Genomic DNA, 19014 nt, shown 5'->3' with positions numbered 1-19014 from the left:
GCCTTCTTCGAGGACCTGCGCACCGAGGCCGCCTTCTACCTCGGCTGCCTGAACCTCCACGCCCGCCTGGCCTCACTGGGGGAGCCGGTCTGCGTCCCGCGCATCGGTCCCGAGCCGGAACGGCTCTCCTTCCGCGGCCTGTACGACCCCTCCCTGGCCCTGCGCCGCGGCAGGGCCGTGGTCGGGAACGACCTCGATGCCGGGCGCGTGCAGCTTCTCGTCATCACCGGGGCGAACGAGGGCGGCAAGTCCACGCTGCTGCGCAGCATCGGAGCGGCGCAGGTGATGGCCCAGGCCGGCATGTTCGCCCCGGCCGAGGCCTTCGCCTCCAGCCTCGCCCCGACCGTGCTGACCCACTTCGCCCGCGCCGAGGATGCGGCCCTGCAGAGCGGGAAGTTCGACGAGGAGCTCGTGCGCATGAGCGCCCTGGCCGAGCACACCCGCCCCGGGTCCCTGCTGCTGTTCAACGAGTCCTTCGCCTCCACCAACGAGCGCGAAGGCTCCGAGGTCGCCCGCCAGATCCTGCGCGCCCTGCTCGAAGCCGGGGCCAGGCCGGTCTTCGTCACCCACATGTACCACCTCTCGGACCGCCTGCACCGCCAGAAGCCCCCCGGGGCGGTGTTCCTGCGCGCCGAACGGACCCCCGACGGGCACCGCACCTACCGGCTCGTCCCGGGCGCCCCCGAGACCACCAGCTACGGCCCCGACCTCTACCGCGACGTCTTCGGCGCCCCCGAGGCCGCCCGCGCCGGCCGCGGGCAGGAAGGAGACCAGCAGGCATGAGCGAGGACACCCGCAACACCGCTGCACGGCAGTCCCGGACGGACCCCCCGGCACTGCTGCCGCCCACCGGCCCCCTCGTCCTGGAGCCGGAGGAGGTGCGCCAGCTGTGGTCCTTCGTGCACGGGGACATCATGGAACCGGGCCTGCGCAGCATCCTGCGCGCCTCCCTGGGGCTGTGCCCGAGGCACACCTGGGGCTACGCGGTCGTGGAGATCGAACTCTGGCAGACCGGGGCCGGGGCCCGGGCGGGGCACCAGCCCTTCGACGTCACGATCCTCTACGAGGACCTGCTCGAGCACGTCGCCGCAGGCCTCGACCGCCCGGCCGGCCTGCTGCACCGCCACCCGGAGAGGATCCTGGTGCCCACGGCGCCGTGCCGGATCTGCACCGAGATGGCCGGTCCCGAGCACACCGGGCTGCGGATGGGCTATGCCGGCTCCGACACCGCCGCCCTCACCGACGAGGCGAACACCCTCGAGCACACCCGCGCCTGGTGCCGCCAGACCGCCCCCGTGTGGCGCGGGCGCGTCTGCCCCGCCTGCGACCCCGACCCGGACCCCGACCCCGACAGGGGACAGCAGGACCCCGTGCGGAGGTGCAGGGCCCACCTCGCCGCCCTGGGGCCCCTGGAGGAGACCGTGCGCGGCGCGGTGGCCGCCAGACTGCGGGCCATCCGTTCCCGCATGCTGCGCCTGACCGAGTCCATGACAGAGCGCGGCGCGCCCGCAGGCCCGGAGGAGGACGCCTCCTGGATCGAGGCCCTCGGCTTCTTCGCCGGCTGGGGCCCGCCCCTGGCGCTCTCACAGTGACGCGACACAGGGCACGGATGTGGACCAGGAAGGAGGACGCCCGATAGGGTCTGGTGACGGCGATGGATCCCGCCTGGACACCCCAGAGGTGCCCGAACCGCCACGGTGGCCGATGGTTCCTACCCCTTCGCGGAGAGGTAGGTGGACTGTGCCCGGAGCACTCGTGCTGCTGCGCCACGGCGAGAGCGCCCTGAACGCCCAAGGCAGGTTCACCGGCCTGCTCGACCCGCACCTCACCGGCGCCGGGTACACCGAAGCCCGCGCGGCCGCGCACCTCATGGCCGCGGCGGACCTGCGCGTGGACGCCGTCTTCACCTCCACGCTGCGCCGGACCGCCGAGACCGCCAGGACGGTCCTGGCCTGTCTGGGCACTCCCGGCGTTCCCTGCACCGAGGCGTGGGAGCTGAACGAACGCAGCTACGGGTCCCTCACCGGGCAGGCCCGGGCCCAGGTGCTCCAGGAGCTCGGGCCATCGGCCTTCACAGCATGGCGCCGCTCCTACGACGGCGCCCCGCCGCCGATGCCGCCCCATCAGCTCGCCGCCATCCGGGCCAGCCCCGCCATGGCCGCCCTGCCCCCCGAGGCCGTGCCCGCAACCGAGTCCCTCGCCGAGGTCGCCGAGCGCGTCCGGCGCTTCTGGCACGCCCGCCTCGTCCCGGCCCTCCGCGGCGGAGGCGTGACCCTGGTCGTGGCGCACGGGAACACACTGCGCGCCCTGTGCATGGTCATCGGCTCCCTGGGCGCCGACGAGGTCGAGGCCCTGAACATCCCCACCGGGCAGCCCCTCCTCTACCGGTTCACCGAGGACATGGAGCCGACGGCACGGGCAGGGGCCTACCTCGACCCCGAGGCCGCCCATGCAGGGGCTGCACGCATCGCCGCCGAGGGCGGCACATGAGGACCCGGCCCCATCCCGGGCGGCGGGCACGGACAAGGACACCAGCAGGAACAACGGACAGGAGAGCAGAGATGGGCGAGCTGGAAATCGAACGCGTCAGGGCGCTGCAGGTGCTCGACTCCCGCGGGTACCCCACCGTGCGGGTATGGATCCAGGGCACCGACGGGCACGTCTGCGCCGCCACGGCCCCCTCCGGCGCCTCGACCGGAGCCCACGAGGCCGTCGAACTCCGCGACGGCGGCCCCGCCTACTCCGGCAAGGGCGTCACGGCCGCTGTGGCCGGCGTCACCGGCGAGATCGCAGACCTGCTCACCTCCCGGCCGTGGTCGAGCCTGGCCGACGCAGACCGCGCCCTGATCGCCCTCGACGGCACCCCCGGCAAGGCCCGACTCGGCGGCAACGCCACCGTCGCCGTCTCCATGGCACTGGCCCGTGCCTTCGCCTCCCGCGCCGGCGCCCCGCTGCACGCGTGGATCGCCGAGGTCCTCGGACAGCAGCCGCGGCTGCCGGTGCCGCACTTCAACGTCCTCAACGGCGGCCAGCACGCCGCGAACCCCCTGGACTTCCAGGAGTTCATGGTCGCCCCCCTCGGCGCCCCCGACTACCCGGAGGCCCTGAGGTGGGGAGCGGAGGTCTACCACGCCCTCGGGGCCAGCCTGAAGCGCAAGGGCCTCGCCGGAGGCCTCGGCGACGAGGGCGGCTTCGCCCCCCAGATCGCCCGCCCCGAGGAAGCCCTGGAGCTGATCATGGGCGCCATCGCCGACACCGGGCTGGCCGCGGGCCGGGACGGCGTCGCCATCGCCCTGGACCCGGCTGCGAACTCCTTCCACGACGGCACCGCCTACCGGGTTGCCGGCAGCACCCTCACCTCCGAGCAGATGACCGACTACTACGCCCGCCTCATCGGCGACTACCCGATCTGGAGCCTCGAGGACCCCCTCGCCGAAGACGACGCCCCCGGCTGGGCCGCCCTCACCGAAGCCCTGCGGGACCGGGTGCAGGTCGTCGGCGACGACGTGTTCGTCACCGACGCCGAACGGGTCCGCGAGGCGATCCGCACCCGCTCCGCCACCGCCGTGCTCATCAAGCCCAACCAGGCCGGCACCGTCACCGAGACCCTCGAGACACTCACGGCCGCCGCCCGGGGCGGCTTCGGGGCGATGGTCTCCCACCGCTCCGGGGAGACCGAGGACACCTTCGTCGCCGACCTCGCCGTCGGAGCCGGCTGCGGCCAGCTCAAGTCCGGCGCCCCGGCCCGCGGCGAGCGGACCGCGAAGTACAACCGCCTCCTGGAGATCGCCGCCGATAACCCCGGACTCCCCTACGGCCTCCCCCGGCTGACGGAGGGCCGAGACCATGCCTGAGCACCGCCACGAGGACGCCGCCCTGCCCAGCCCCGACGACGGCGGCCACCGGCCCCGCCGCCTCAGCGGACCCGTGCTGGCCGGCGTCACCCCCGGACAGGGCCTGGCCGTGGTCCACCGGGCAGCAGACCTGGCCCACAGCCTCGGCGTCGGGCTCGTCTGCGCGTGGGCCGACCCCTCCACCTTCGCCGAGCACGAGCCCGGCGGCCGCGTCGAGGTGCTGCCGATCGACCCGGACATCGTCGACGACGACGCCGCCCGGTTCCGCTCCGACCTCTACCACGGAATCCGCGACCAGCTCATGGGCACGGGCGTGGACTGGCGGTTCGCCGCGCTCTCCGGCGAGACCGCCCACGCCCTCGACGCCTACGCCGCGGAAGTCGGGGCCTCGCTCATCGTCGTGGGCACCCGCGAGCACGGGCTCGACGCACGCTTCGAGGAGCGCATCGCAGGCTCCGTCGCCGTCCGCCTCGCCCACCGGCAGGACCGGCCGGTCGTCGTCATCCCCCTCGGCCAGCACCACCACCGGCGACACCGCCACGGGGAGGCCTGATGGACCCACAGCCCCACAGGAGGGAGCCGGCGCCCCCCGCCCCCGCCGAACCCGACGTCGACACCGACGCCGGCACCCTCGGCATCCGGCGCCCCGACAGGCCCCTCCACCTGCACCCGGGGTTCATCCTCATCGTCGTCCTGGGCGGCCTCGCCGGCGCCCTGGCCCGGTACGGGCTCGGGCTCGCCCTGCCCGCACCCGGAGGCTGGCCGCTGCCCACCCTGGTCATCAACCTGGCCGGGGCCGCCGCCCTCGGAATCCTGCTCGAGGCACTCGCCCGCCGCGGCCCGGACCAGGGCGGCCTGCGGGTGGCACGGCTGCTGGCCGGGACCGGGTTCCTGGGCGCCTTCACGACCTACAGCACCTTCGCCGTGGACGCCGACCGCCTCCTCGCCGCCGGACGGACTGCCGCAGGCATCGGGTACCTCGCCGCGACCCTGCTAGGAGGCGCCGCAGCGGCCGCACTGGGGATCTGGGCCGCCGCCTACCACCACGCCAGGAGCACGCGATGACTCCCCTGACAGTTGCCCTGCTCGGCCTCGCGGGCGGCCTGGGGGCCGCCGCACGCTTCATCCTCGACGGACTCATCCGGGCCCGGGTCCGCACGGCCCTGCCCGTGGGGACCATCCTGATCAACATCAGCGGCTCGTTCCTGCTCGGCCTCATCGCCGGCGCCACCCTCCGCGGGGCGCCCCCCGAACTGCAGGCCATCGCCGGAACCGGCTTCCTCGGCGGCTACACCACTTTCAGCACCGCCAGCGTCGAGACCATCCGCCTCATCCAGGCCAACAGGCCCGCCACCGCCGCCCTGAACGCGCTCGGAACCCTCGCCGCAGCCGTGCTCGCGGCAACAGCCGGAATGCTCCTCGCCGCACCCTGAACCAGGCGCGCCGCGCCGCCGGACACCAGCCGAAAGGACGACGACCAATGGCCAAGCCGACCACAACGGAGCGAGGCGGATGGCTGAACCGGGGCATCCTCGGCGTCGGCGCCGCCTCGTTCTTCAGCGACTCCGGCCACGAGATGGCGACCTCCCTGCTCCCATCCTTCCTCGGCTCAACCCTCCACGCAGGGCCCGCCGCCCTCGGGGCCATCGAAGGAGTCTCCGACGCCCTCACCGGGCTGAGCAAGCTCGCCGGCGGCCCCCTCTCGAACGAGCCCTCGCGCCGGGCAAGAGTCGCCTCGGGCGGCTACCTCCTCACCGCCCTCGCCACCGCCGCGATCGGCCTGGCCACCGCCGTATGGCAGGTCGCCGTCCTGCGCGGCCTCGCCTGGGCCTCCCGCGGCGTCCGGTCACCGGCCCGGGACACCCTGCTGGCCTCCATCGCCCCCCGCACCGCCTACGGGCGCGCAGCAGGGGTCGAACGCGCCGGGGACAACGCCGGGGCCGTCCTCGGACCGCTCCTGGCCGCCGCCCTCGTCGGGCTCCTCGGGGTGCGCACCGCGATCGTGCTCTCCTTCATCCCCAGCATCTTCGCCGTCGCTGCGATCGCCCTCGCCGCCCGCCAGGCCAGAAGGGCCCTCCAAGCCCCCGCAGCGCGCAGGACGCTCAGCTTCAACCTCGGCGAACTGGCCCGCACGGGCGCCGCCAAGGCACTGCTCCCGGTCTCCTGCTTCGAACTCGGCAACCTCGCCACCACCCTGCTCATCCTCCGCGCCACCGGGCTGATCGAAGGCGGCGGCCTCGCCCCGGCCGCCGCCGTCTCCCTGGCCATCGTCCTCTACTCCCTGCACAACGCCGTCGCCGCCCTCGCCGCGCTGGCCGGGGGGCACCTCGTGGACCGCATCAGCGCCCGAAGCGTGTTCGCCGCCGGCGCGGCCGCCTACGTCCTCGCGTACGCGCTCTTCGCCCTCGGGCCCGCCGGCTGGGCGGCGCCGCTGGTCGCATTCATCCTCGCGGGCGTCGGCATCGGACTCGCCGAGACCGCAGAGACCGCCTCGGTCGCCATCGCCCTCCCGGACCGGCTCCGCGGCAACGGCTACGGCATCCTCGGCCTCGTCCAGTCCGCAGGCGACCTCGGCGCCACCCTCGTCGCCGGAGTGCTCTGGGCCGCCCTCGGACCGACCACCGCCTTCGCCTACGCCGCTGCATGGATGCTCGCCTCCGTCCTGCTCGCACCGGCCCTCCGGCCCGGGCGCCCATGACCGCCGCTGCGCCGCTGGCCGGCGGGGCCGCCGCGGCTTCCGTCCTCGCCGGCCAGATGCCGCAGGATGACGCGCGCTCCTACCTGCTGCTCGCGGCCGGAGCGCTGGGAGGGGCGGTCCTGCGGATCCTCATCCAGCGCGCACTCCCGCCCGACGCTGCCGCGGCCCGCATCTGGCTGACGGAACTCCTCGGCGCCTTCGCCCTCGGCGTCGTCTTCGGACTGCCCGTGTACCTCGCAAGCGTTCCCTCGGCCATATCCCTCAGCCTGCTCGGCGGCTCCCTGACCTCCTATGCCGGGGCCAGCGCCACCATCCGGCTGCTCGCCCCCGGCACCGGAATCCCGGCCCCGGTCCCGGCCCTCGGGCACTTCGCCGCGACCGTCGCCACCGCCTCAGCCGCAGTCGCGCTCGTCGCCGCGGCCCGGACGCTCATCGTCTAGGGCGGCCGGTCCGCCTGCGACCGGTCAGAGGGACTCGAGGCGTGCCACGAAGGGCAGGCGGAGCACGACCGGAGCCACGAACCGGTTCCAGAGCCCGCACCACAGGACGACCCCCGCGACGGAGGCAGGGAACGGGGCAACCACATCAGTCGGGTAGTGGACGCCCAAGTACAGCCGGGAGAGCGCCACGAGGACAGAGAACCCCATCCCGGCCACGAGGACCCACCGGCCCCACCGCCTGTGACGGAAGAGGAAGAACAGCGCGAGCGTGAGCGAGACCGCGAAGCACACGTGACCGCTCGGGAAGCTGTTCGGGTCCATGGCCGTCGAGAGCGGATCCGCGAGCAGGGCCGGGTCGGGACGCGGACGGTCCACCGAGTACTTGAAGACAAGGCTGGACACCCAGCCGAATCCCGTGGTCGAGACCACGGCAAGGGCATCGACAGGGGTCCTGCGGGCGAACCAGAGGACGCCCAGCAGCACCACCAGGATCACGGCCGCGCCCTTCGGGCCGAGGATCTGCTCCACGGCAAGCGAGAGCACGCCGAGCCAGCCCACATGCCCGGTGCTCATGGACTGCACGACGGTCAGCTCGGCTCCCGTGAAGGCAGGGGCCTTGGCCACGAAGCCCAAGACCAGCACAGCGAGGCCCAGCACGAGCGGGACGAGGATCCAGTGGCGCGGGCTCGGGAGGATGGCCAGGCGGCTGCGCCGGGACTGCGCGGCGCGCCGTCCCGGGGACGCGAACTCGGAGGATGTCATGGGCACATCCTGTCCAGAGGACTCTAAGACTTCTCTAAGGAGAATCCCCCGCAGGGGCAGGCATCGCAGCCCGACCGTCCTCGGGAGACGGGTCGTGGCCGACGCTCCCGTCACAGTGTGCCCGCAGGAGGATCGGCATGTAGCGTCGGTGACGGCGATGGATCCCGCCTGCGCTGCCGTGCCACCCAGGACGTCTGTGCGAACCGCCTCCGGGCTGATGGTTCCTGCCTTTGCCCGCGAAGGCAGTCGAGCCGTCCCCTCCCTCTGACGACGGCCCCGCGGCCGCCCTCCCCGGCGGCGCCCTCGCGGGCACGTCCGGACGGGGATCCAGCCCCGTCCCAGCATGATCAAAGGAGAGAGATGTTCAAGAACGCGGAAGAAGCACTCAAGTTCATCAAGGACGAAGACGTCAAGTTCGTCGATATCCGCTTCACCGACCTGCCCGGCGTCCAGCAGCACTTCAACATCCCGGCCAAGACGGCCGACGAGGAGTTCTTCGTCCATGGGGCCGCGTTCGACGGCTCCTCGATCCGCGGCTTCCAGGGCATCGCCGAGTCGGACATGCAGCTCATCCCGGACGTGACGACCGCGTTCGTGGACCCATTCCGCGTCGAGAAGACCCTCGCCCTGAACTTCTCCATCGTCAACCCGCGCACGGGAGAGCCCTACCACCGCGACCCGCGCGGCGTGGCCGAGCGTGCCGAGGCCTACCTCGCCTCGACGGGGATCGCCGACACCGCGTTCTTCGCGCCCGAGGCCGAGTTCTTCGTCTTCGACAACGTCCAGTTCGAGTCCTCCCCGCAGGGATCCTTCTACAAGGTCGACTCCATCGAGGCCCCCTGGAACTCCGGCCGCGAGGAGGAGGGCGGCAACCTCGGGAACAAGACGCCGTTCAAGGGCGGCTACTTCCCCGTGGCCCCGGTCGACCACCAGGCCGACCTGCGCGATGCCATGTGCCTCGCCCTCGACGCCGCGGGCCTCGAGGTCGAGCGCTCGCACCACGAGGTCGGCGCCGCCGGCCAGGCGGAGATCAACTACCGCTTCAACACCCTCGTCCGCGCGGCCGACGACCTGCAGAAGTTCAAGTACATCATCAAGAACACCGCGCTCGAGTGGGGCAAGGCGGTCACGTTCATGCCGAAGCCGATCTTCGGCGACAACGGCTCCGGCATGCACTGCCACCAGTCGCTGTGGAACGGCAGCGAGCCGCTCTTCTACGACGAGAAGGGCTACGCGAACCTCTCGGACCTCGCCCGCTGGTACATCGGCGGCCTGCTCAAGCACGCCTCCGCGGTCCTCGCGTTCACGAACCCGACGGTGAACTCCTACAAGCGCCTCGTGAAAGGCTTCGAGGCGCCGGTCAACATGGTGTACTCGCAGGGCAACCGCTCGGCCGGCATCCGCATCCCGATCACGGGCTCGAACCCGAAGGCCAAGCGCATCGAGTTCCGCGCGCCGGACCCCTCGTCCAACCCGTACCTCGCGTTCGCCGCGCAGCTCATGGCGGGCATCGACGGCATCCGCAACCGCATCGAGCCGCCGGCCCCGATCGACAAGGACCTCTACGAGCTCCCCGTCGAGGAGGCCCGCGACATCCCCAAGGCTCCGGGCTCGCTCGAGGAGGCCCTCGAGGCGCTCGAGGCGGACAACGAGTTCCTCCAGGCCGGCGGGGTCTTCACCCAGGACCTCATCGACACGTGGATCGCGTACAAGCGCGAGAAGGAGATCGCCCCGCTGTCGCTGCGCCCGAACCCCTACGAGTTCGAGCTCTACTTCGGGGTCTGAGGTCCCCCGAAACGGGGGCGTAGCCGGTGGCCTCGAGGTGGATTGGGCGGCCGGCGCGGCCGAGGCCCGGCTTCAAGGGCTGCGGCCGGGAGCTGTACGCGTACGCCTCCGGTGTCCGAACCCGCAGAGTGGCTCCCCCTCCCATGGCAACGGTCTGGGGACCGTCGGGCCGGCCCCGGCTGTGATCCGTCTGAGACCGTAGCTCATCTGGTTCCGGGCCGCCGTTCTCACGGCGCCCCGCCCAGACGAGCGGCAGCAGTGGTTGCGGCGTATCGGACAAGTTGGAGCCCGCAGGGCCAGAAGCGGCAGCGGCCCGAGCGCCATGCCTGGGATGCTCCTTGAGCAGGTCCACCCCCTCGAACATCCCCGGGGCGGCGATCCAGGGGTCTGGATCTCCCGCAGTCCCGGGCCGCGCCTCTTTCACTCCACGTCCGCCTACGCTTGTCGAATCGGATCCGAGCCGAGGGAAGAGACGAGATGAGCACTCATCGCGATGAACAACATCAAGCCACCGGAGAAGACTCGCGTGGCACGACCCTGCCGACGGGAAAGGACGGGGTGCGCTTGGGCTTCCGAAAGGACGACTCGACCTTCGAACCGGAGGAAGACCCGGACCAGCCAGCCGAACAGGACTGAGCATTCCCGCCCTGTGCCTCCTGCGCAGCGATTGAGGACTTCCGCCCAATCGACGACATCAGATACTGCCCTCGGAGTGGCGACGCCCCCTCTCGTTCAGCACGCACATGAGGGCTGGCAGCGCGCCACGCGCGCCGAGCGGAACTACCTGCGCGGGACGAGCCGGGACTGCGAAGGTCCCACTGCGACAGCCGACCTGATCGGACGTCTGGGGAAGGACCTAGCTCTTTGACGAGCCAGCGTGCCAGACTGATCGAGAAGGGCACCATCGTCGCCCTGTGCACGGCCACGTGCAGTTCACCGTGCCGGGCATGTGGGCCTTCATCGGCCGCAAGAAGGAATGACATGCCAACCGTCCCAGCATCCCGGGCTCGCTGGACAGCGGTCGTTCTCGGACATTGTCATCTCTGCACCGACCCTCCTCTGGGGCCCTCAGGGACTCCGGGGTCGTCCGAGTCGGCCTGGGCCTCGCTCTCAGCCTCGGCGTTGCGGACTCCTCGGGGCTTGCCGGCCTTCAGCCACGCCCCGTACAGCAGTGCGGCGATCAGGACGGCCGCGGCGAGGCTGATGATCGGCAGGCCGCGGGCCAGATTGGCCACGAGGGTGAAGGCGACGACCAGGGCCCCGGCGACGTTCAGCACGAGGTACCCGTGCCGGCGGTCGCGGTGGGAGAAGAGGGCCATGGAGACCAGGCCGGCGAGGAAGCTCAGGAACACCGACACGGCGTAGAACAGGACAAGTTCCTGGTCGTTACCGCCGGCGGCGGCGGTGGTCGCCCCGGCCAGGAGGACGAACAGGGCCACGCCCCAGTACGGGGTGTGGTGGGCGTTGGTGTGCCCGACGGCTGGGGCCAGGATGCCCACCGTCTCCCCACGCGGGCTGGTGTGGCGGGCGAGGGCCTTGAGCAGCCCCGGGCCGGCCTGGAAGGACGAGCTCGCGGCGGAGAGCAGCAGGAGCGCGGTGACCAGCTGGAAGGCCGCGAACACGGGGGCGGGAGCGGCGAGGCGGGCGAGCTCGGCAATCTGGGTGCTGTCCGCAGGCGGGACGCCGATGCCCAGGTGGACGGCCTCGAACGTCAGCCCGAGGGTGATGGCGCCGACGATGGCCAGGGTGAGCCAAAGGGTGATCCTGCCGAACCGGGAGCGGCCGCGGTCATCGAGCTGGCCGAGCTGGGCGATGGCCGACGACGGCGCCTCGACCCCGGTGGCCAGGGCCATCGCAACGGGGAATGCCATCACCACAGCCAGCACGGGCAGCTGCCCCGGTGAAGCCGCCACGGGAGACGCGGGGTGAGGCTGGGCCCCCAGCCCGTAGGCCAAGACGAGGACCGCAACGACGATGAACGCGACCGTCATCGCGGCGAAGACCAGCCTGCCCAGATGCCCGAACCAGGTCAGGCCCCCGACCACCACGACCAGGCCCAGGGCCAGCAGCAGTCGCCAGGGCGCCAGTGCCGGGAAGTATGCGATCGCGGCGGAGGCGCCGGCGGAGACGCTGATGGCGATGGTCAGGACGAAGTCGACGACCAGGGCCCCGATCGGCAGGAAGGACCAGCCGTCGCCGAATGCCTCGCCGACCGCGGCCGAGGCCCCGCCGCCTTGGGGGTAGCGGTTCACGAGCTGGCGGTAGTTCACGATCACGAGGGCGATGATCGCCACCACCAGGACCATCGTCGGGGCCAGCAGGCCGAGGTCGCCGTCCAAGGCGCGCAGGGCCGCCTCGATCGCGTACGCGACCGATGAAACGGGATCGGCCATGACCGCGAACGCGAAGGCCAGCAGCAGTGCGGTCCGGGAGTGCAGGACGCCTACGGCCCCTCGGGTCCGGGACGGGGCGCGCATCACAGCGCCCTCCGCTGGGCAGCCGGCGGGGCGCTGGAGATAAGGCAGGAAGGGGACCCAGACGTGTGCAAAGTGGCCTCCGGGCGTGGGCAGGGCTAAGACTCCTGCCGACCAGACTTCCCGGCGCACCTCCAGGCAACGTTAACAGCAGCACAAGCGCGGCTCCATCCCTCTTTACGCATCCTTTGCACCCAGGCCTTCTCCTGCGCGAATGCAGGCCGGCCCTGGCCGTGCCAGTTCCTGCGGAACCTTCTGGCGAGCGTACTGGTCACAAAGAGCGGAGAGCCCTTATGGCCGTCTCCTCCAGCCGATCGACCGCTCACACCGGGTCCGCTCTGCGCGGCGAGGGTCAGCCTTCACAGTCCTTGCAGTAGGCGAGCCCGTCCTTCTCCCTGGCCTTCTGAGACCGGTGGCGGACCAGGAAGCAGGACTGGCACACGAACTCGTCCGCGCCCTGCGGGACGACCTGGACCTCCAGCTCGCCGTTGACGAACTCGCCCGGCAGCTCGGCGCTCTCGCCGCTGTCGTCGACATCGAGCTCGCGCACCACGGACCGCGGGTCGGGAGCGCTGGCCGACTTCAGGGCCTCAAGCGAGTCATCCTGGGATTCCTTCACATCGGTGCGCAGCGCGTCGTAGTCGGTGGCCACAGGTCTGGTGTCCTTTCTGCAGTACCGGAGGTCTTGCACAGCATGCCCCTTACCTCCGTCGGGCAGGTCCCTCTCCAGAGAACACGGGAGAGAGAAGCAGCCTATAGGGCAGAAGGTCACCCAGCTTCAGGCAAGGGCGCCAGGTCAGCAGCGGCCGCCCCGGAGGGCGGGGAGGCCCGGCGCATGATGCCTCGTTCCCCTGACACGGTCTTCCCCGGTGCCGGCGAGGGAATCTGAGGGTCAGAGCGAGAATGAGACGGAACCGGCCGGACCTGGCAGACGAGATGCTCTCGCATGACCTCCACATCGCGGGAGTCCCCGACGGCGGCGGCTGACCACTTGAGCGCCTTAGCGGTAGCCGCTTGTTGTGAACTCGCCGTGAAGCTTGGGCGACGGCCCCCGCCAAAGCAGGGACCCCGTCTAGAGTTGGGCCTGCAAACCAGCCGGTGAAGCGACCCAGCGACGCGGCCTTCCCGGTCGTCCGCAATTGGGGGCCGGCCGGGGATGTTGGGGAGAGAGCTAGGAGTTCGCGATGGCCCGGAGGAGCGAACGCATCGGACGGGAGATAGACCAGTTCCAGGCCAACGTCCAGGCATTTGATGCCGCGCAGATCCCGCGCCGGACCGGCGAGACGCTCGAGGGGCTCTTGGCGGCCGCGCGCCTGGTGGTGCCCTATCCGCAGAACGAGATGTGGGCAGTAGTCGTCCACGGTTGGGCTGTGGCGAGGCTGAACGACGACAGCGCGGGCGGCCGGCAGCAGCAGCCGCACCGCTCGTGGCACACAGTAGGGACCGGCGACCGCGTCCTCGTGACGTTCCCAGACGGCCGACGCGTCCTCGGGCGCGTTGACGGGATGACCAGCGATCTCGGCGTCGTGTGGGTGATCGCCGACGGCAACCACCGACGGATGCTGTACCCGGCTGAAGGCCTCACCGTCGCCCCGGCTTGACCCACGTCGCCGCCCATTCGGCTGCGGGCGGAAGAAAGTCGCCCAGAAGCAGGCGATAAGGCCGCCAACTCACCTGTTAGCTCAGTCCACCGGAGGACCAGGGCGCCTCTTGCGAGGGCAGCAAGATGGCCCCCGGCTCGAGCACCCTCGGCAAGCTTTAGGGCCTAGGGCTGTTGGCGGTGACCTCGCGGCGGCCGGCACAGCCGTTGGCTATGCCGGCCCGGATGCATTCGGAGAGCTGGTCGCGTTCGAGCTGTGCCGAAGGCGGAGATGGCGGTGATCATGGCCTGGGCCACGGCGCCGCCGAAGGTGCCGAGGAGCTCAAGCAGGTGGCGGGTGTTTGCGCCCGAGTCGGTCGAGCATCTTGTCCAGCTCCGGCCGGCTGGCCCTGGTCCCGTTCGCCCCGTCGTCGCGGTAGATCCGCTCGCACCCGGCGCAGCCTCAGTTCTCGGATCTGCAGCGCGGTGTCCTGCTCCGCCGAGCTCACCCGTGCATACCCAAGGCGCGCCATCCCGTCCCCACCGTCCAATTAAAGGCAAAACATCGTCGATGCTGAGAATACCCGAGTGAGACACATTGCTGAGACAAGCGGAGCTGCAGAGGTTCATTGAGTTTCCGGGCCTGTGGATTTGATCGCTCCTTGGCGGTCTTTTGAGAGCGGTAAGTGGCGGTCAGTCGCCGATGACGAGGATGCTGGCGGCGGCTTCGATGACGTCGTCGGTGATGGTCTCGAGCTGGTTGATCTTGAGCACTCGGGTGATCTGCGGGAAGAGGCGCTCGAGGAGGCGGAAGTTGCCGCGGGTGATGCGTTCGATCGCGGCGATGGCCTGGGCGTCGGTGAAGTCTTCGGGGTCGAGGGTGCGGCCGAGGCGTTTCCAGTGGCGGTCGAGGACGAAGAGGAGCTCGTCGCGTCCGAGGGCGCGGTAGCGGTGTGAGAATCCGAGGCGGCTGTAGAGCTGGGGGTAGTGGCGGAAGCGCTGGTCGATGCCGGGCATGCCGATCAGGATGATCGCCAGGTGCTGGCGGTCGTGCTTGTCGCGCAGGAGTTCGAGCGCGGTCGGGGTGAGCCGTTCGGCCTCGTCGATGATGAGCAGCTCGACCCACTTGGTGGTGTCGCCTACGACGGTGCCGGTGATCTTGCCGGCGAGGCGCTGGTGCTCGTCGACGCAGACGCCGAGCCGCACCTGCAGGCGGTCGATGTCGCGCATGAGCTCCTTCGGCTTGGGGAGCACCTCGGGGGTGTAGAAGACGGTGCGGGAGCGGTTGGCGGCCGCGTAGCGGGGCGGGTCGTCTTCTTGGTTGCGCGGGCCCCACGGGTCGATGAATGGCTCGAGGGTCTCCCAGTGGGCGTAGCGGCGTGCCGACTGGGTCTTGCCGACGCCGGCGTCACCGTGGCAGATGCCGATGGTGCGTTCCTTGCGCACGGCGTTGGCGAACTCGGTGAAGCGCCGGTGTTCCTTGGTGACGATGAAGTCCTGGCTCATGGCTCGTCCTCTTCATAGGTGCGCAGCCGCACGGGCCGTTGGGCCGGCTGGGCAGCGCGGGGCTCCTGGCGCGGTGCGGCCCGCGGGATGCGGTCGTTGATCTCCTTGCGCAGCTGCCGGCGTCGGGCACGCCGCGCAGTCTGGGACTGTCCGAATGACGGTGGGAACGGCGTGGCCTGACCGAAAGGAAGGGCTTTGACCAAGAGCGCCGAGATGATCGATCCCGTGACGGGAGGGGTCGCCGAGCCGGTCCAGCGGGCCGCCGTTGTGCGGCAACCGCAGGGCCGCGTCCTGGATCGCGTTGCTGGAGGCGGGAGGTCTCCGGGGCGGTGAATCAGGCGGGCGCCGACGCCCTGGACGGAGCGCAGGGCCAGGGCCAGGACATCGGCGTCCACCTGTCGCCCCGCGGCGCGACGTCAGCGTTCCATCCTCAGAAAACCCCTGGGCCACCAGCACCAGGCGCAGGCGCCCCCACCGGCCCGGCATGTCCTCCCCCCTCGCGACCGGGAACCTGCTCCGCTTCGGGCACCGCGCCCACGGCTACTGCCTGACACCTCGTCGCTAGCCCAAGGCTGCAAGTGGGCCGGGACTGTCAGCTTCAACGGCTGGGACTCTTCCGGCCGGTTGGGCTGGGCGTAGCCAGCAGCGTGCGCCGCTTGCTGAGCGCAAGCGTCCCATCAAAGGAACCCTTGATGGGATCGCCGAAGGAGGGGCGGCTTGGTCAATTGCCGGAGTCATCAGGGAGAAGCCCTGGAAGGCTTTCAAGCAGATGGAAATCGTCTACTTCTGTGAATCGGAGTGCCCGGCCTGGTTCCCGATGCAGGATGCCGGTGGCGGCCACCATTCGCCGCTCAGTATTGGCCTCTCCTGCGACGTGGTAGTCGGCGTCGTTGAGTTCAATCGTGATGTTTCGAGCCTTGTCGCTATCGAGCGTACGCAGGGTGATCCGGCCGACTTCATCGTCTTCGCCGCGATCGAGTCGCTTCACGTAGCCAACTACCGTTTGTCGGCCAATGACGGGTTCGCCCTTCAGTACGCTGCCTACAAAGCGCAGCAGGGGCACGGCCTCGCTTTCGAGGTTCACCGACCCCGGAGCCGATGAGGCGGGGAGTCGTTCTGCCCAGGTGAAAGCGACGCTCAAATTGGTGACGCTTTCCGCTTCAAGTGTGTTCGCTACGGCTTCACACAGCTCAGATGAGACGCCTGCACCGACTGCCTCGGTGATTCGGCTTCCTGAAGGCGCAGTTGTCCCATGGGTCAGGTCATGCAGGGCGGTCAGTCCTTGCGCGAGCTTGAGCATCGCGCTGCGTGCGAACGGCTGGTACGTCACGTCTTCGAACAGGACGGCGTCGTCGGCGTCGTCCGGCTGGAGGATCGGCAGCCGGCTGATGACCGGGATGATGTAGCTCCCTGGCCGGGTCTGTCCCATCCGAACGTTGCGGGCGTAATCACGAGCCGCATCCGGAAGGCTGTGCCCGTAGTAGCTCCGAGGCTGCAGCGCTGAATTCGCGGAGGCCTGCATTGAGCGACGGACGGAGTCGATCAGCGTGGACGCATCGCCGAGAGGGATCGAATCGTCTATGTGCCCAGAGGCCCGGAATTCGGCGATATCAGATCCAGCCTTTGCAACGGCGAGCAGTACTCCTGCCGGATCTGTGTCGAAGCTGTCCGCCAGCCGCTTCAACATCTCTGACCAACGCAGGGTGAAGTCCGGGGACAGGGCAGACATCGGGACTAGAACTCCGCTCCTGTCGTTCTGCCATCGTTGGGCGATGTCGCCGAGTGAGGCGGTCTGAGTCCAACCGTGGATCCGAAGCCACTCGGTGACGTCTACCGGCTGCAAGGTCTGGTTTGTGAGCATCGCGTTGTCCGTCATGGGGCCCACCTGGCGGTCTGCGCATCCATCAAAGCCCGCATCGCGTCGGGTGTCAGAAGGTTGCTCATGGGCACCTTGAGGCGGATGGTTGCAGTGTTTGAGGTCGACGGCATGCCGAACAGCGGGAGAAAGTAAGCCGAGTGAGCGAGGCTGGTCCCGTCGTGATCCATGACATGCCAAGCGGCTGTGTCGGCCCCGACTACGATTACCGCGAGCACGCCATACCCAGACCTCTGCTGAGAGCGCAGAAGGTTGTAGGTCCGGATGTCGAGGTCGTGAACGAGGCAATCGCCTTGAACATCAGGGCTGCTCGTTGCCTTCAGTTGGAAATCCAGCGTGTGCTCATTGCTGTGAACGGTCATGTCCACGCCCCGCTCGTCATCCGCAACGATTTCGTACGTGAAATCGGCAGCTGCGGCGGCCGCGATCACCCAGGCGCGGCTGAACCGCTCCTTCTGCTTCGGGGACCCGTCTGCCACATATCGGACTATATCGGCCGCTCGGGTCGGGTGGCTTGATTGCAGGCGACACCAGTGGTGGGGCCCCAGCGCGGGCTGGGGAGCTAGGGGGGCGGGTGGATCTGAGGCTGCCGCCAAAGAATCGTGGAGCATTCCAAGTTCTGGGATTCTCATACATGTTCTGGCTACTATGAGGGCATGGATCCTGCGCTGAACCCGTTCGCCCCCGGTTCCGGGGTCAAGCCGCCCGCTCTGGTGGGCAGGCAGCCCGAGATCGATGCCTTCGACCTGCTGGTAGCGCGGGCGAAGGCCAATGCCGCCGGGGACCGCGGCATCCTCCTGACGGGGCTGCGGGGCGTGGGGAAAACGGTTCTGCTGAACGAGTTCTCCGAGCTGGCCCGCCGCAACGGCTGGCTGGTGGTGCAGTTCGAGGCCCAGCCCGGCGAGGGCGGTCCCGGGGCGGTGCGGAAGAAGCTCGCCCGTGAGCTGCAGCTCGGCGCCCGCCGCCTACGTCAGACGTCCGCTTGGTCGCACCTGCGGCAGCAGGGGCTGGGGAGCATCTCGAACATCTCCGTCTCGCTCGGCCTGCAGGGGCTGACCGCGGACCTGAAGTTCACCCCGGGCCGGGCGGATTCGCGCGAGCTGGATATCGACCTCGAGGAGATGGTCGAGGACGTCTCGGCTTCGATGAGGAAGGCCCGAGCGGGATTTGCCCTGGTGATCGACGAGATGCAGGACCTCGACCCGGACCTTCTCGGTGCACTGCTGACAGTCCAGCACGCGGCCGGGCAGCGGGGCTGGCCCTTCTACATCATCGGCGCCGGCCTGCCGTCCCTGCCGGGCCGGCTGGCAGAGAGCCGCTCCTACGCCGAACGACTCTTCCACTACCGCAAGGTCGGCCAGCTCGACCCCGCCGCTGCGGCCGAGGCGCTCACGGTGCCGATTGAGCGCCTCGGCGCCGTGCTTCGCGGCGCACCGCTGGAGACTGTGTTGGATGCAGCGGGCGGATATGCGTACTTCCTCCAGGCCTACGGCCGCACTCTGTGGGAGGCGGCCTCGGAGAAGGAGATCACCCTCGGGGACGCCCGTCTCGCGGTCGAGCTGGGCACGGCGGACCTGGACCACGGCTTCTTCGTCGCAAGGTGGCAGCGGGCCACCCGGGCCGAGCGGAACTACCTGCGCGCGATGAGCCAGGACGGAGAGGGTCCCACTGCGACGTCGGACCTGATCGGGCGGCTGGGGAAGGACCACAGCTCCCTGACGAGCCAGCGCGCCCGCCTGATCGAGAAGGGCATCATCTTCGCCCCCGAGCACGGTCAGGTGCAGTTCACGGTGCCCGGGATGGGCGCCTTTATCGCCCGGCAGAAGGAGTGACATGACAAGCACCCGTAGTTCCTCCTTGGCTAGCGTGGCAGACGGACACGCCAGCCGGACGGAGGGGGCCGCATGGCCAAGAAGGGCAAGGGAAACCTCGAGGGGCAGCTGAGCTTCGACCTCGGGGCATTGTGGGGAGCATCGGAAGGGGAACGGGATGAACAGGTACGGCAGGCAGGCCGAGACGATGTGGAAGCAGGCGTGCCCG

The 19014-nt window shown here is 70.1% G+C and carries 20 protein-coding genes and 2 riboswitches; of the genes, 14 read left to right on the top strand and 6 right to left on the bottom strand.

The window, feature by feature from the left end; translation table 11 throughout:
- The 9 genes from V7053_RS12645 to V7053_RS12605 form a co-directional block, all read left to right on the top strand.
- On the top strand, nucleotides 1–783 hold a 783-nt coding region (locus tag V7053_RS12645), incomplete at its 5' end, for a MutS-related protein (protein WP_334172625.1).
- On the top strand, nucleotides 780–1592 hold the full coding sequence (locus V7053_RS12640; protein ID WP_334172624.1) for a hypothetical protein: 813 nt from the start codon (nucleotides 780–782) through the stop codon (nucleotides 1590–1592). The genes V7053_RS12645 and V7053_RS12640, both read left to right, overlap by 4 nt.
- Nucleotides 1593–1641: 49 nt before the next feature.
- A riboswitch (Fluoride riboswitch) is annotated at nucleotides 1642–1721 on the top strand.
- A gap of 19 nt (nucleotides 1722–1740) precedes the next feature.
- Nucleotides 1741–2490 carry a 2,3-bisphosphoglycerate-dependent phosphoglycerate mutase gene (locus V7053_RS12635; RefSeq protein ID WP_334172623.1) on the top strand — a complete coding sequence of 250 codons (750 nt, stop codon included), beginning with the start codon at nucleotides 1741–1743 and terminating at the stop codon, nucleotides 2488–2490.
- 71 nt (nucleotides 2491–2561) lie between these two features.
- A complete protein-coding gene (eno, locus tag V7053_RS12630; protein ID WP_334172622.1) occupies nucleotides 2562–3854 on the top strand; it encodes a phosphopyruvate hydratase in 1293 nt (430 codons plus the stop codon).
- A complete protein-coding gene (locus V7053_RS12625; protein WP_334172621.1) occupies nucleotides 3847–4407 on the top strand; it encodes a universal stress protein in 561 nt (186 codons plus the stop codon). The genes eno and V7053_RS12625 overlap by 8 nt, the downstream gene beginning before the upstream one ends.
- Nucleotides 4407–4919 (top strand): fluoride efflux transporter FluC, encoded by a 513-nt coding sequence (locus tag V7053_RS12620; RefSeq protein ID WP_334172620.1) that lies wholly within the window; start codon nucleotides 4407–4409, stop codon nucleotides 4917–4919. The genes V7053_RS12625 and V7053_RS12620 overlap by 1 nt, the downstream gene beginning before the upstream one ends.
- Entirely contained in the window at nucleotides 4916–5287 is a 372-nt protein-coding gene (gene crcB, locus V7053_RS12615; RefSeq protein WP_334172619.1) for a fluoride efflux transporter CrcB, read from the top strand. Before V7053_RS12620 ends, crcB begins: the two co-directional genes overlap by 4 nt.
- 47 nt (nucleotides 5288–5334) lie before the next feature.
- Nucleotides 5335–6552, top strand: a complete 1218-nt coding sequence (locus V7053_RS12610; protein ID WP_334172618.1) for an MFS transporter — start codon at nucleotides 5335–5337, stop codon at nucleotides 6550–6552.
- Nucleotides 6549–6992, top strand: a complete 444-nt coding sequence (locus V7053_RS12605) for a hypothetical protein (RefSeq protein ID WP_334172617.1) — start codon at nucleotides 6549–6551, stop codon at nucleotides 6990–6992. The genes V7053_RS12610 and V7053_RS12605 overlap by 4 nt, the downstream gene beginning before the upstream one ends.
- Before the next feature lie 24 nt (nucleotides 6993–7016).
- On the opposite strand, the gene V7053_RS12600 is transcribed toward V7053_RS12605, so the two are convergent.
- Entirely contained in the window at nucleotides 7017–7754 is a 738-nt protein-coding gene (locus V7053_RS12600) for a phosphatase PAP2 family protein (RefSeq protein WP_334172616.1), read from the bottom strand.
- 144 nt (nucleotides 7755–7898) lie between these two features.
- Nucleotides 7899–7988: riboswitch (Fluoride riboswitch) on the top strand.
- 126 nt (nucleotides 7989–8114) lie between these two features.
- Between V7053_RS12600 and glnA the strand changes: the two genes are divergently transcribed.
- Both glnA and V7053_RS12590 read left to right on the top strand, forming a co-directional pair.
- On the top strand, nucleotides 8115–9539 hold the full coding sequence (gene glnA / locus V7053_RS12595) for a type I glutamate--ammonia ligase (RefSeq protein WP_334172615.1): 1425 nt from the start codon (nucleotides 8115–8117) through the stop codon (nucleotides 9537–9539).
- A gap of 477 nt (nucleotides 9540–10016) precedes the next feature.
- Entirely contained in the window at nucleotides 10017–10175 is a 159-nt protein-coding gene (locus V7053_RS12590) for a hypothetical protein (protein ID WP_334172614.1), read from the top strand.
- Nucleotides 10176–10576: 401 nt separating this feature from the next.
- Here the strand turns inward: V7053_RS12590 and V7053_RS12585 are convergent, their stop codons facing one another.
- Nucleotides 10577–12019 carry a hypothetical protein gene (locus V7053_RS12585; RefSeq protein ID WP_334172613.1) on the bottom strand — a complete coding sequence of 481 codons (1443 nt, stop codon included), beginning with the start codon at nucleotides 12017–12019 and terminating at the stop codon, nucleotides 10577–10579.
- A 346-nt stretch (nucleotides 12020–12365) separates the two neighbouring features.
- Nucleotides 12366–12665: a DUF4193 domain-containing protein gene (locus tag V7053_RS12580; protein ID WP_334172612.1), complete on the bottom strand. Its 300-nt coding sequence runs from the start codon at nucleotides 12663–12665 to the stop codon at nucleotides 12366–12368.
- A gap of 532 nt (nucleotides 12666–13197) precedes the next feature.
- Between V7053_RS12580 and V7053_RS12575 the strand changes: the two genes are divergently transcribed.
- Complete coding sequence (locus tag V7053_RS12575; RefSeq protein WP_334172611.1) at nucleotides 13198–13614, top strand: hypothetical protein; 417 nt, start codon at nucleotides 13198–13200, stop codon at nucleotides 13612–13614.
- Nucleotides 13615–14285: 671 nt separating this feature from the next.
- Here the strand turns inward: V7053_RS12575 and V7053_RS12570 are convergent.
- On the bottom strand, nucleotides 14286–15098 hold the full coding sequence (locus tag V7053_RS12570; RefSeq protein ID WP_334172610.1) for an AAA family ATPase: 813 nt from the start codon (nucleotides 15096–15098) through the stop codon (nucleotides 14286–14288).
- A gap of 195 nt (nucleotides 15099–15293) precedes the next feature.
- On the opposite strand from V7053_RS12570, the gene V7053_RS12565 reads away from it, so the two are divergent.
- Nucleotides 15294–15431 carry a hypothetical protein gene (locus tag V7053_RS12565; protein WP_334172609.1) on the top strand — a complete coding sequence of 46 codons (138 nt, stop codon included), beginning with the start codon at nucleotides 15294–15296 and terminating at the stop codon, nucleotides 15429–15431.
- A gap of 388 nt (nucleotides 15432–15819) precedes the next feature.
- Here V7053_RS12565 and V7053_RS12560 read toward each other — a convergent pair whose 3' ends face one another.
- Together V7053_RS12560 and V7053_RS12555 are read right to left on the bottom strand one after the other, a co-directional pair.
- Nucleotides 15820–16974: a hypothetical protein gene (locus tag V7053_RS12560; RefSeq protein ID WP_334172608.1), complete on the bottom strand. Its 1155-nt coding sequence runs from the start codon at nucleotides 16972–16974 to the stop codon at nucleotides 15820–15822.
- A complete protein-coding gene (locus tag V7053_RS12555) occupies nucleotides 16971–17453 on the bottom strand; it encodes a DUF4365 domain-containing protein (protein WP_334172607.1) in 483 nt (160 codons plus the stop codon). Before V7053_RS12555 ends, V7053_RS12560 begins: the two co-directional genes overlap by 4 nt.
- 177 nt (nucleotides 17454–17630) lie before the next feature.
- Here V7053_RS12555 and V7053_RS12550 point away from each other — a divergent pair, with 177 nt between their 5' ends.
- Nucleotides 17631–18806 (top strand): ATP-binding protein, encoded by a 1176-nt coding sequence (locus tag V7053_RS12550; protein ID WP_334172606.1) that lies wholly within the window; start codon nucleotides 17631–17633, stop codon nucleotides 18804–18806.
- Nucleotides 18807–19014: the final 208 nt, after the last annotated feature.

The sequence above is a fragment of the Sinomonas sp. genome, assembly GCF_036848755.1.
Classification (GTDB): domain Bacteria; phylum Actinomycetota; class Actinomycetes; order Actinomycetales; family Micrococcaceae; genus Sinomonas.
The sequence above is the reverse complement of the archived record's forward strand: the minus strand, read 5'-3'. Positions and strand labels throughout refer to the sequence as shown.

Excerpts from the sequence above, each read along its gene's own strand:
- V7053_RS12640 (WP_334172624.1), top strand. The coding sequence starts at position 780 with ATGAGCGAGGACACCCGCAACACCGCTGCACGGCAGTCCCGGACGGAC.
- eno (WP_334172622.1), top strand. The coding sequence starts at position 2,562 with ATGGGCGAGCTGGAAATCGAACGCGTCAGGGCGCTGCAGGTGCTCGAC.
- V7053_RS12625 (WP_334172621.1), top strand. The coding sequence starts at position 3,847 with ATGCCTGAGCACCGCCACGAGGACGCCGCCCTGCCCAGCCCCGACGAC.
- V7053_RS12620 (WP_334172620.1), top strand. The coding sequence starts at position 4,407 with ATGGACCCACAGCCCCACAGGAGGGAGCCGGCGCCCCCCGCCCCCGCC.
- crcB (WP_334172619.1), top strand. The coding sequence starts at position 4,916 with ATGACTCCCCTGACAGTTGCCCTGCTCGGCCTCGCGGGCGGCCTGGGG.
- V7053_RS12610 (WP_334172618.1), top strand. The coding sequence starts at position 5,335 with ATGGCCAAGCCGACCACAACGGAGCGAGGCGGATGGCTGAACCGGGGC.
- V7053_RS12605 (WP_334172617.1), top strand. The coding sequence starts at position 6,549 with ATGACCGCCGCTGCGCCGCTGGCCGGCGGGGCCGCCGCGGCTTCCGTC.
- V7053_RS12600 (WP_334172616.1), bottom strand. The coding sequence starts at position 7,754 with ATGACATCCTCCGAGTTCGCGTCCCCGGGACGGCGCGCCGCGCAGTCC.
- glnA (WP_334172615.1), top strand. The coding sequence starts at position 8,115 with ATGTTCAAGAACGCGGAAGAAGCACTCAAGTTCATCAAGGACGAAGAC.
- V7053_RS12590 (WP_334172614.1), top strand. The coding sequence starts at position 10,017 with ATGAGCACTCATCGCGATGAACAACATCAAGCCACCGGAGAAGACTCG.
- V7053_RS12575 (WP_334172611.1), top strand. The coding sequence starts at position 13,198 with ATGGCCCGGAGGAGCGAACGCATCGGACGGGAGATAGACCAGTTCCAG.
- V7053_RS12570 (WP_334172610.1), bottom strand. The coding sequence starts at position 15,098 with ATGAGCCAGGACTTCATCGTCACCAAGGAACACCGGCGCTTCACCGAG.
- V7053_RS12560 (WP_334172608.1), bottom strand. The coding sequence starts at position 16,974 with ATGACGGACAACGCGATGCTCACAAACCAGACCTTGCAGCCGGTAGAC.
- V7053_RS12550 (WP_334172606.1), top strand. The coding sequence starts at position 17,631 with ATGGATCCTGCGCTGAACCCGTTCGCCCCCGGTTCCGGGGTCAAGCCG.